This is a genomic window from Nocardioides sp. NPDC127503 (assembly GCF_040302165.1).
Lineage (GTDB): Bacteria > Actinomycetota > Actinomycetes > Propionibacteriales > Nocardioidaceae > Nocardioides.
In genome coordinates this window covers 232,552-244,509 of the sequence record NZ_JBEORH010000006.1, presented here as the reverse complement: position 1 = coordinate 244,509, position 11,958 = coordinate 232,552, and the positions used below count along the sequence as shown (strand labels likewise).

Below are 11,958 nucleotides of genomic sequence, written 5' to 3'. Positions count from 1 at the left end.
ACTTTTGGCAGTCGATCCAGCACGCTGTCCGGCATGACCGCACCGGCCCGCGTACACGCCTTCACCGACGACGCTCTCGGCGACCACGACGCCGTCGAACTCGCCCGCCTCATCCGCGACGGCGAGCTGAGCGCCGCAGAGGTCGAGGCAGCGGCGGTCGCCCGGCTGCGACAGGTGGCCCCGGGGCTGCACGCGATGGCGTACGAGGCCTACGACGCGCCCCGGCGCGCGGATGCCGACACCGGCCTGCTCCACGGCGTACCGACCCTGCTCAAGGACAACACCGACCTGCTCGGGATGCCGACCAACCACGGATCGGAGGCCTTCCGGGCGCGCCCGGCCAAGCACGACGGGCGATACACGACGCAGTTCCTCAGCGCCGGGATGACCGTGCTGGGCAAGAGCCGGATGCCCGAGTTCGGGCTCAATGCGACCACCGAGTTCCGCAGTGGGCCGGCGACACCCAACCCCTGGAACACGCGCCACTCCGTCGGCGCATCCTCCGGCGGGTCGGCGGCCCTGGTAGCCGCCGGAGCCGTGCCGCTCGCGCACGCCAACGACGGTGGCGGCTCCATCCGGATCCCGGCCGCGGCCGCCGGACTGGTCGGGCTCAAGCCCAGCCGCGGCCGGCACATCGACGGCGAGATGGCCCGCACCCTCCCGATCAACATGGTCAGCGAGGGCGTGGTGACGCGTACGGTCCGCGACACCGCGACCTTCCACGCCGCGCTCGAACGACACTGGCGCAACCCGGCGCTGCCTCCCCTCGGGCTCGTCGAGGGTCCCGCGCGACGGCGGCTACGGGTCGCGATGATCATCGAGTCGGTGACCGACGCCGTCGTGGACACGCCCACGAAGGCGGCCGTCGAGCGGACCGCGACGCTGCTGGAGGAGCAGGGCCACAGCGTCGAGCCGGTCCCGATCCCCGTCGACGCACGCTTCGGCGACGACTTCCTCAGCTACTGGGGCCTGCTCGCGTTTCTCGCCGGCAACCTGGGCCGCCTGACCATCGACCGTACGCTCGATACCCGCCGCCTCGACGGCCTCACCGACGGCCTGCGTCGCGCCTTCGGCTCCGGCGGCTGGCGCCAGACACCGGCCGCGCTCATCCGCCTGCGGCGGGCAGCGGCGGCGTACGCCTCCGTCTTCGACCACCACGACGTCGTCCTGTGCCCGGTCGTCGCCGGCGTCACCCCGCCGCTGGGTCATCTCTCGCCGAACGTGCCGTTCGAGGAGCTCGTCGACCGGCTCCTGCGGCACGTCGCGTTCACGCCGCTGCAGAACATCACCGGCGCACCGGCGATCTCACTGCCGATGGGGCTCAGCGAGGAGGGGCTGCCGATCGGGGTCCAGCTCTCCGCGGCGTACGGCGACGAGCGGACGCTCCTCGAGCTCGCCTACGCCCTCGAGGAGCAGTCGCCGTGGCCGCGGATCCAAGACGGGCAGATCACAGCATCGTAGACGCCTTCTCCAGCACCCGGCGCAGGATCTGCTCCATCTCGTCGAACTCGGCCTGGCCCACGGTGAGGGGCGGGGAGAGCTGGATGACGGGCTCGCCGCGGTCGTCGGCGCGGCAGTAGAGGCCCTCGGACCACAGCGCCTTGGAGACGTACCCGTAGAGGATCCGCTCGCACTCCTCCTCGGTGAAGGTCTCCTTGGTCTCGCGGTCCTTGACCAGCTCGATGCCGTAGAAGTAGCCCGTGCCGCGTACGTCGCCGACGACCGGCAGGTCCTTCAGCTTCGAGAGCGTGGCCAGGAACGCGGCCTCGTTGCGGCGTACGTTGCCGAGCAGGTCCTCGGCCTCGAAGAGGTCGAGGTTGGCCATCGCCACCGCGGTGGAGACGGGGTGACCGCCGAAGGTGTAGCCGTGGTAGAAGGTCTCGTCCCCGGCCAGGAACGGCTCCATCAGCCGGTCGGAGATGATCGTGGCGCCCAGCGGCGCGTATCCCGAGGTCAGCCCCTTGGCGGAGGTGATCATGTCGGGCACGTAGCCGAACCGCTCCGAGCCGAACATCGTGCCGAGCCGTCCGTACGCGCAGATGACCTCGTCGGAGACGAGGAGCACGTCGTACTCGTCGCAGATCTCGCGCACCCGCTGGAAGTAGCCCGGGGGAGGCGGGAAGCAGCCGCCCGAGTTCTGCACCGGCTCCAAGAAGACCGCGGCGACGGTGTCTGGTCCCTCGGCTCGGATCACGACCTCGATCTGGTCAGCGCACCAGCGTCCGAACGCCTCCGGGTCGCTTCCGTCCATCAGGCCACCGGTGATCTCCGAAGCCCGGTAGATGTTGGTGTTCGGCACCCGGAAGGTCGAGGGGACCAGCGGCTCGAACGGCGCCTTGATGTCGGCCAGACCAGTGATCGACAGCGCCCCGTGGGTGGTGCCGTGGTAGGCGATGTTGCGCCCGATCACCTTGTGCTTACCCGGCTTTCCCCGCAGCTTGAAGTAGTTCTTGGCGAGCTTCCACGCGGTCTCGACGGCCTCGGAGCCGGAGTTGGTGAAGAAGACGCGGTTCAGGTCGCCGGGAGCCAGCGAGGCCAGCCGCGCGGCTAGCTCGATCGCCGGCTCGTGCGCATAGGACCACAGCGGGTGGAAGGCCAGCTGCTTGGCCTGCTCCGCGCCCGCATCGGCGAGCTCCGCCCGCCCGTGGCCGACCTGAGAGACGAAGAGCCCGGCGAGTCCGTCGAGGTAGCGGTTGCCCTCGATGTCGTAGATGTAGGCGCCCTCACCCCTGGCGATGATCGGCACGTCGGCCTCTGCGTAGCTCGAATGCCGCGTGAAGTGCATCCAGAGATGGTCCTTGGCGTCGCGCTGCAGCTGCTCGTAGTTGCCGGTCATGACTCAATGGTCACCCAATGCATCTCGCTTTCGCAAGCGAATCAGTAGCAAACCATCAATTCAACTTCGGATTCAGTTGTGACATCTCTGTTACAGGCAGGAGTTAGTCTCTACCGCATGGCTGACCAGACCTTCAGGAATGTGATCGGCGGCGAGCTGCGCGAAGCCGCCGACGCCGCGACGTACGACGTCGTAGACCCCGCCACCGGCGAGGTCTACGCGCAGGCCGCGATGTCGGGGGAGGCCGACGTCGACCAGGCGTACGCCGCCGCAGCAGCGGCCTTCGAGGCCTGGGGCGAGACCACGCCTCAGGAGCGCAGCCTGGCTCTGCTCCGGATCGCCGACGCGATGGAGGCCCGCGCCGAGGAGCTCACCGCTGTCGAGGTCAAGGACACCGGCAAGCCGTTCCAGCTGACCCTGGAAGAGGAGCTGCCGCCGACGATCGACCACTTCCGGTTCTTCGCGGGCGCCGCACGGACCCTGGAGGGGAAGAGCGCGGGGGAGTACCTACAGGACCACACCTCCTGGATCCGTCGCGAGCCGATCGGCGTGATCGGGCAGGTCACGCCGTGGAACTACCCGCTCGCGATGATGTCTTGGAAGATCGCCCCGGCCCTGGCCGCCGGTAACACGATCGTGCTCAAGCCCTCCGACACCACCCCGGCCAGCTCCGCGCTGCTGGCCGAGCTCGCCCAGGAGTTCCTGCCGCCGGGCGTACTCAACCTCGTCACCGGCGACCGCGACACCGGCCGCGCGCTGATCCGGCACAAGACGCCGCAGATGGTCGCCATCACCGGCTCGGTGCGCGCCGGTATGGAGGTCGCCGCAAGCGCGGCGCAGGACCTCAAACGCGTTCACCTCGAGCTCGGCGGCAAGGCGCCGGTGATCGTCTTCGACGACGCCGACATCGACAAGGCGGTCGCCGGCATCGCCGCGGCCGGCTACTTCAACGCCGGCCAGGACTGCACCGCCGCGACCCGCGTGCTGGTGCAGGACGGCATCCACGACGAGTTCGTCGCCGCTCTCGCCGAGGCGGCCCGCAACACCACCGTCGGCCTCCCCGCCGACAACACCGACGTCGGCGCGCTCAACAACCCCGGCCAGCTCGCCCGGGTGGCGGGCATGGTCGACCGCCTCCCGGACCACGCCACGATCGCGGCCGGTGGCGCGCCGGCACGTGTCGAAGGCGGCGAGAACGGCTACTTCTACCAGCCCACGGTCCTGGCCGGGCTCCGCCAGGACGACGAGCAGATCCAGCAGGAGATCTTCGGCCCGGTGATCACGGTGCAGGGGTTCGCCGACGAGGCCGAGGCGCTCAGGTTCGCCAACGACGTCGACTACGGCCTCGCGTCGAGCGTGTGGACCAAGGACCATGCCACCGCGCTGCGGGTCAGCAAGCGCCTCGACTTCGGCGTGGTGTGGATCAACACCCACATCCCCTACATCTCCGAGATGCCCCACGGCGGCTTCAAGCACTCCGGCTACGGCAAGGACCTCTCTGTCTACGGGTTCGAGGACTACACCCGGATCAAGCACGTGATGTCCTACTTCGGAGGCTGACACCAAAAGAACAGATCGACCGGCGACCCTCGATATGCGAACAGACCATGTCCGTGAAAGCATCGAGGGCCGTTTCGCGCACCTCCGCGACACGGACCCAGCAATGGAAGCAGCCGAACCCCCACACGAGGTGCACCCCACATGTCAGCCAAGCAATGGCGGACAGATGTCCAAGGTCTTCGGGCCGTTGCCGTAGGCCTGGTCGTCGCTGCCCACGCGGGCATCCCGCACACCGAGGGCGGGTTCGTCGGCGTCGACGTCTTCTTCGTCCTCTCTGGCTTCCTGATCACCACCCTGCTGCTGCGCGAGGCTGACACATCAGGCACGGTCAGCATCCCGCAGTTCTACGCGCGCCGCGCCCGCCGGATCCTGCCGGCCGCCACTCTCGTGATCCTGGTCGTCCTGGCGTACGCCGCCTGGCAGCTGCCCACCACCCGACTCACCGACGCGGCCGCTGACGGCACCTGGGCGGCGTTCTTCCTGGCCAACGTGCACTTCGCGGCCGAGGGGGTGCAGTACTTCCAGCCCAGCGAGCCCTCGCCGTTCCAGCACTACTGGTCGCTCTCGGTGGAGGAGCAGTTCTACCTGGTCTGGCCGGTGCTGGCGCTCCTGCTCATCCCCAGGCTCGGGCGCAAGGGCTTCACGATCGTCGCCGCGGTGATCGCGGTCGCGAGCCTGGCGTGGTCGGTCTACGCCACCGCCGAGAACCCGACCGCTGCCTACTTCTCCACCCCGGCCCGCGCGTACGAGCTCGCCGCCGGCGCGCTGCTGGCCTGCTGGGGCGGCCGGCTCAAGGGAGCCGCCAGCGTCGCCGCCGGCCTCGGAGGAGCCACGGCGATCCTCGTCTCCACGGTCGCGTTCAGCGAGGCCACCCCGTTCCCCGGCTGGCAGGCGCTGGTGCCTACCCTCGGCACGGTCGCGCTGCTGGCCTCCGGCGCCAACGCCCCGACCGCGAAGCTGCTCGCGGTCAAGCCGCTGAGGTACGTCGGCGACATCTCCTACTCCCTCTACCTGTGGCACTGGCCGCTGATCGTGCTCGCACCCGAGTTCCTCCATCTCGGCAACGCCGCGCTCGAGATGACGGTCGCGGTCGCCGCCGCGCTGCTCGTCTCCGCCCTGAGCCATCGCTTCATCGAGCTCCCGTTCCAGCACAAGCAGGTGCCCGTGCTCTCGCACGGGCTGCGCTCGCTGGCCCTGTGGCCGGCAGCGCTCGTGCTGGCGGTCGGCAGCGGCTGGCTGACGACCGGCTATGCCGCCTACTCCGAGAAGGAGCGGGCCGCTCAGGCGCAGGCGTGGTTCGCGGCCAACGAGGTCCCGGACACCGCTGCCGAGACCGGGGGCGCGCCGCAGGTCCAGCGTGAGCTCCGTGCTGCCCTCGACATCGCCGACCGCGGTGGCCCGATCCCGCCGGCGGTGCTCGGCGCGGAGATCACCGATGACCGGTGGCAGAAGACGTACGGCGACTGCTACGCCAACTACGGAGACACCCGCGGCGCCGACTGCATCCTCGGCGACACCGACGCAAAGAAGACCGTCGCCGTTGTCGGTGACTCCCACGCCGGCATGTGGCTCACCGCCTTCGACGACCTCGGCAAGGAGAACGGCTTCAGGGTCGTGCCGGTCGTGAAGGTCGGCTGCGCCCCCTATCCGGTCCAGCACCGTGGCAAGAAGATGACCCAGGCCGAGTGCGACGACTTCCGCGACTGGTCCGCGGAACACCTCGAGCGCCTCGACCCCGACACGATCGTCTCGACGGCTCGCGGGCAGCTCTTCATGCCGAAGACGTACGACGGGATGGACCGTGACGAGCAGTGGTCGCAGGCGGTACGCAGCAGCGTGAAGGCCTATCGGGAGATCTCCCGCAAGGTCGTCGTCCTCGGTGACGTACCCGCAGTCGATCACAACCCCGCCGACTGCATCAGCGCCCCCGAGGCGGACCAGAGCTCCTGCCTCAGCGATCCGGACTCGCGCGAGACCAGCAGCAATGAGGTCACCGAGGCGGCCCTGAAGGGCACCAAGGCGGCGTACGTCGACACCCAGCGATTCGTGTGCGCCGAGGACCGCTGCCCGCTGGTGGTAGGGGAGAAGGTGACCTACTACGACAGCTCGCACCTCACCGAGTCGTGGGTCCGCCACGTCACGCCGCGGCTCGGCGCCATCCTGGCGCCCTTGATCTGACGCAGATTTAACTGGGACGCGCATTTCGGGATTTGCCTTTACGTGCATCTTTGTGGCTTAATTGTGGCCAGACGTTGCAAAACGTTTCATGCACAGCCCTGGACCCGTGGGGGAGTCCGGGGCTGTTGCTATTTCTGCGGTTGTCTGTGCCGCCGTCCTTCAGCCAATCGGCCTCTTTTCGCAGTGCGATTCGAATAGCCTTCACTAGACTCCGCGCGATCGGATCGATGCCCGCTAGGAGACTCGGATGGCGCAACACCCGGACCTGTCGTCCGCCAAGCCGTGGGCATTGACGTCTGTGGTCGGCGCCGTGGCGATGGCGGCGCTCGCCTATCTCCAGTCCGTTTTCCAAGGTCAGGCCGGCATCGTCGCCGTCGTCGCGGGCATCGGCTGCGTCGTCGTAGCGGTCGTGCTCAACGCGCTGCTCGCCTGGGATGCGGCGCGGAAGCGCGCCATCCCAGCCACGTCTGCGGCCCTGATGATGACCGCGGCGGTGTATGACCAAGGTGGCGAGGTCGTCGGCTACGCGTTCCCGGTGACCAAGCGCCACCTGATGACCTCTGCGGCCGTGGTCCTCGCGGCGAGCGATGCGACGACGGTCGCCGACGGCACGTTCCTGCGGGTCCACTGGAAGATCGCGGCCGAGTCGCGCGACGTCGCCGTGACCGCGCTGCCGGGCGGCTTCGTGCTGCTCACCCTGATGCCCGAGGACAAGCTCCCCCGTCAGGTGAAGAGCGCCTCGCTGGTCCGGCGACACGTCGAGAACGCGCTGGTGGTCGCCGAGGCCTGGCACGGGGACGGCAACCGAGAGCTCGGCGGACGGGCGCACGCGGTGGGCGAGCACAACCGCGTCGTCAACCTCGACGCCGAGAAGACCGCGACGGGCGAGGAGCTGATCGGCGCACCGCTGCTCCAGACGGGCAACCGGAGGGTCGTCGGACTTCTGGACGGCAACGACGACCGCGGCCCGCGCTACCTGCCCCTGACTCGCGACAAGGCGCGAGCCCTGGTGGGCGGCGCCTCCTGGTGGCGAAGCACCGGTTGGCTGGTCCCGGTCGCGGTCGCGGCCGTGATCGCCCTGCTGGCCGCGATCCAGCCGATCCTCGGCTCCGGCGGTGGTCGCCTGATCCCGGCCGCAGCCTGCGAAGGGGACGCGACCAGGTTGAGCGTCGTGGTCAGCACCGAGAAGGACGGTCTCATCGACCAGTTGGCCACCGACTTCAACGAGCAGTACCGAGGCGAGGACGGCGCGTGCGCCGATGTCCAGGTGTTCGGCGTCAACTCCGGTGACGCCGCCGAGGCGATCGCCACCGGATGGGTCGCGGCCCCCGACGACCGGCTGGAGTGTCCGGTCGACGACCCGGAGGACTGCGAGGTCGTCGAGGCGCGCAAGCCGGACCTCTGGCTGCCGACCGAGTCGGTCTGGCCGGAGCTCCTGGCTGCCGGCGAGCTCGGTGAGGACGGTGCCGGCGAGCTGGCCGAGAACGACGGCGAGTGGACGTCGGTGGCCTCCTCCGTCCTGACGATCCTGATGCCCGAGGCGAGGCGCGAGAAGCTCTCGCGCTCGCCCGACTGGGACGAGCTGCTCACCAAGGCCGCCGGTGGCGAGCTGTCGATCGCGATCGACGACCCGATCGGCTCGACCTCGGGGATGGCGACCTCGGTCGCCCTCAACGAGGCGCTGGTCGCCGACCACGACGAGGAGGACGCGGTCGGGCTGTTACGCGACGCGATCGCCTCGGTGCCCGACGAGCTGGCCGGCGAGGACATCACCCGGCTGATGAACCGCGTCTTCCAGGACCTGGACCTGCTCGCTCAGATGGATGCCGTGGTGGCCCAGGAGCAGACCGCGTACCTCTACAACTGCCAGGACCCGCTGGGCTCCGACGACTTCTCGTGCCGCGCCCCGCTGGACAAGGACCGCCGGATGGTCGCGGTGAACCCGGACGACACGGTCTACGCGTTCGACCACCCGGCGGTCCCGATGTCCTCGCTCGACTCCGACGAGGCCAAGCGGACGGTGTCGGAGGCCTTCGTCGAGTACCTGAGGACGAAAAAGGCGCAGCAGGAGTTCCGCGCCTGGGGCTTCCGCGCCGCCGGTGAGCCGGAGAAGGTCACCGATGAGCTCCAGGACGTGGTCGACGCCGGCGACGTCGAGACCGTGACCCCGTGGCCGGAACCGAAGACGGTCAACCAGTGGCGGCACCAGTGGCAGAACGTACGCCTTCCCGTACGCGTGCTGCTTTCCGTCGACACCTCGGGCTCGATGGAGCAGATCGACGGTCAGGACCGCCGGGTCCGCCTCGACGGGTTCACCGACGCGTGCACTGGCGAGACGACCGACAACCCGACGTACCTCCAGGTGGCGAAGAGCGCGGCGCTCAACGCCATCGGGGAGCTCAAGGACGGACGCGACTCGGTGGGTCTGGACTCGTTCCCACCCGCTGGCGAGGACACCTCGACCGAGATCAAGCCGCTGAGCGCCACGACGCGTGCGCAGTTCAAGCGTGAGATCTGTGAGCTGACGGCCTACGGCGAGACACCGTTGTACGACGCGATCCGCGACGGAAACGCCTCGATCAACGCCTCCGAGACCGAGGTCTCGGACCGTACGGTGATCGTCCTCCTCTCCGACGGCGGCCAGAATCCGCCGCAGAGCCTCGACGCCCTGATGGACGAGATCGGCGGTGAAGGCGCGATCCCGGTCATCGCCGTCGGGATCGGCGACCAGGCACCGATCGACGTGCTCGGCAGGCTGACCGGGGAGACCGGGGGAGCGCTGCGCAACCTGAGCGAGCCCGCGGACGTCGCCAACCTCGACCGCGTCCTGGTCGACGTCTTCCAGGGGCTCGCGGGGAAGGTCTCCTGAGAGGCCTGCCGCTTGGCGCCTTCTCAGCCTCTCCTGGGAGGATGGGTGGGTGAATGAGCAGCGACCACGCGATGTGGTGATCCTCGGCTCGACCGGGTCCATCGGCACCCAGGCTCTTGACCTGGTGCGGGCCAACCCGGACCGGTTCCGGGTCGTGGCGTTGACCGCGGGCGGGGCCAACAAGGAGCTCTTCGAGGCGCAGGTGGCCGAGTTCGCGCCCAAGCTCTCCGGACTGGGGGAGGAGGCCTCGGTCGAGGCCGCCGCCCAGCCCGCCGACGTCGTGCTCAACGGGATCACCGGAGCCGTCGGGCTCCGCCCGACGCTGGCCGCGCTGGAGGCGGGCAACACGCTCGCCCTGGCCAACAAGGAGTCGCTGATCATCGGCGGGCCGCTGGTCAAGCGGGTCGCGCGCGGGGGGCAGATCGTCCCGGTCGACTCCGAGCACTCCGCGATCGCCCAGTCGCTACGCGCCGGGCGAGCCGAGGAGGTACGCAAGCTGGTGCTGACCGCGTCCGGCGGCCCGTTCCGCGGCCGCACCCGCGACGAGCTCGCCCAGGTCACCCCGGCGCAGGCGCTCAAGCACCCCAACTTCGCGATGGGGCGGGTGATCACGACCAACTCCGCCACCCTGGTCAACAAGGGTCTCGAGGTCATCGAGGCGCACCTGCTCTTCGACGTACCGTTCGACCGGATCGAGGTCGTCGTGCACCCGCAGCAGTACATCCACTCGATGGTCGAGTTCACCGACGGCGCCGTGGTCGCCCAGCTGGGCCTGCCGACGATGCTGGTGCCGATCTCGATGGGGATGGCCTGGCCCGAGCGGGTGCCGGACGCCGAGACGCCGATCGACTGGACCAAGGCTGCCGACTGGCGCTTCGAGCCGCTCGACGACTCTGCTTTCCCTGCGGTGCGACTGGCTCGCGAGGCGGGCACCCGGGCCGGCACCCACCCCGCGGTCTACAACGCGGCCAACGAGGTCTGCGTGGATGCCTTCCACGAGGGCCGGATCCCGTTCCCCGGCATCGTGGACACGATTGCGGAGGTGATGGCAGCCCATCACGGCGTACGCTCTGAAAGCACCCTCTCGATCGAGGATGTGCTCGCTGCCGACGCCTGGGCGCGCGAGGAGACCACTCGGATCCTGGAGACCCGTCCATGAGCTATCTGCTCTACACGCTGGCCGTGATCGGCTTCATCGTCGCGATCCTGGCCTCGATCGGGCTCCACGAGCTCGGCCACATGATCCCGGCGAAGGCGTTCGGCGGGAAGGTGACCCAATACTTCATCGGCTTCGGGCCGACGGTGTGGTCCAAGCAGATCGGCGAGACGGAGTACGGCCTCAAGGCGATCCCGCTCGGGGGTTACGTGAAGATCGTCGGGATGCTGCCACCCGGCGCCGACCAGCTGGGGGAGCGCACCGACGACGGCGCTCTGAAGATCCGCAAGTCCAACACCGGCATGTTCACCCAGCTGATCAGCGACGCGCGCTCGGCCGAGTGGGAGCTGATCCGTCCCGAAGACGAGCCGCGGCTCTTCTACAAGATGTCGTGGTGGAAGAAGGTCATCGTGATGGCCGGCGGGCCCACGGTGAACATCGCCATCGCGTTCTTCGTGCTGTGGGGTGTCTTCGGGATCTACGGGGTCCACGAGAACGTCGTCGACAAGGGTCATCCGGTCGTCTCGAGCCTGCAGGAGTGCCTGCTGACCTGGGAGGACCAGGGCCGCGAGTGCCGCGCGAGCGACAAGCCGACCCCGGCCGCCGACGCCGGACTCAAGCCCGGCGACGAGCTGGTCTCGTTCAACGGCACCGAGCTGACCTCGTGGGCGGTCGCCCAGGAGCTGATCCGCGACAACATGGACGGCGACGCCACCATCGTGATCGAGCGCGACGGTGAGCGGATGACGCTGCACACCCAGACCGTCGTGCAGGAGCGGGTCAAGGACGTCGACGACACCAGCGCCAACCCCGAGACCGCGAAGGTCGGCTTCTTCGGGATGTCTCCCGAGTCTCACGTGGTCACCACCAAGGAGGGGCCGGTCTACGCGCTGAAGGAGATGGGTGTGATGGCGGAGAACGCCGTCCACTCGCTGCTGAGGCTGCCGGTCAAGGTCTGGCACGTCGCGCTCGCGATCGTCGGTGTCGAGGAGCGCTCGGCCGACAGCCCCGTCAGCATCGTCGGCGGCGGCCGCATAGCCGGCGAGATCGCCGCTCACGAGGGCCTCGACGTCGGCGAGAAGGTCGCCAGCTTCGCGTTCCTGGTCGGTGGGTTCAACCTGTTCATCGGCATCTTCAACTTCGTCCCCCTCCTGCCCCTCGACGGCGGTCACATCGCGACCGCGCTGTGGGAGGGCATCCGCCGCGCCTTCGCCAAGGTCTTCCGACGGCCCGACCCGGGACATGCCGACCCGGCGAAGCTGCTGCCGGTGGCGTACGTCGTGGCCTCGGCGCTCCTGGTGATGGGTGTTGTCCTGATCGTCGCCGACCTCGTCGTCCCGCTTCATCTCCAAGCCTGAC

At 69.1% G+C, this 11,958-nt stretch carries 7 protein-coding genes; 6 read left to right on the top strand and 1 reads right to left on the bottom strand.

The window, feature by feature from the left end; all coding sequences use genetic code 11:
• Positions 1-33: 33 nt before the first annotated feature.
• Positions 34-1,461 carry an amidase gene (locus tag ABTW65_RS15920; RefSeq protein WP_350661674.1) on the top strand — a complete coding sequence of 476 codons (1,428 nt, stop codon included), beginning with the start codon at positions 34-36 and terminating at the stop codon, positions 1,459-1,461.
• Here the strand turns inward: ABTW65_RS15920 and ABTW65_RS15915 are convergent.
• Entirely contained in the window at positions 1,448-2,836 is a 1,389-nt protein-coding gene (locus ABTW65_RS15915; RefSeq protein ID WP_350661671.1) for an aspartate aminotransferase family protein, read from the bottom strand. The genes ABTW65_RS15920 and ABTW65_RS15915 overlap by 14 nt on opposite strands.
• 117 nt (positions 2,837-2,953) lie before the next feature.
• Between ABTW65_RS15915 and ABTW65_RS15910 the strand changes: the two genes are divergently transcribed.
• The 5 genes from ABTW65_RS15910 (at position 2,954) to ABTW65_RS15890 (ending at position 11,957) form a co-directional block, all read left to right on the top strand.
• Positions 2,954-4,396 (top strand): gamma-aminobutyraldehyde dehydrogenase, encoded by a 1,443-nt coding sequence (locus ABTW65_RS15910; RefSeq protein WP_350661669.1) that lies wholly within the window; start codon positions 2,954-2,956, stop codon positions 4,394-4,396.
• A gap of 141 nt (positions 4,397-4,537) precedes the next feature.
• Entirely contained in the window at positions 4,538-6,574 is a 2,037-nt protein-coding gene (locus tag ABTW65_RS15905) for an acyltransferase family protein (RefSeq protein ID WP_350661667.1), read from the top strand.
• Between the two features lie 247 nt (positions 6,575-6,821).
• Entirely contained in the window at positions 6,822-9,443 is a 2,622-nt protein-coding gene (locus tag ABTW65_RS15900; protein WP_350661665.1) for a substrate-binding and vWA domain-containing protein, read from the top strand.
• Positions 9,444-9,492: 49 nt separating this feature from the next.
• Positions 9,493-10,602, top strand: coding sequence for a 1-deoxy-D-xylulose-5-phosphate reductoisomerase (dxr, locus tag ABTW65_RS15895; protein WP_350661663.1), 1,110 nt, complete (start codon positions 9,493-9,495; stop codon positions 10,600-10,602).
• Positions 10,599-11,957 (top strand): M50 family metallopeptidase, encoded by a 1,359-nt coding sequence (locus ABTW65_RS15890; RefSeq protein WP_350661661.1) that lies wholly within the window; start codon positions 10,599-10,601, stop codon positions 11,955-11,957. The genes dxr and ABTW65_RS15890 overlap by 4 nt, the downstream gene beginning before the upstream one ends.
• The last annotated feature ends 1 nt before the right edge of the window (position 11,958 follow it).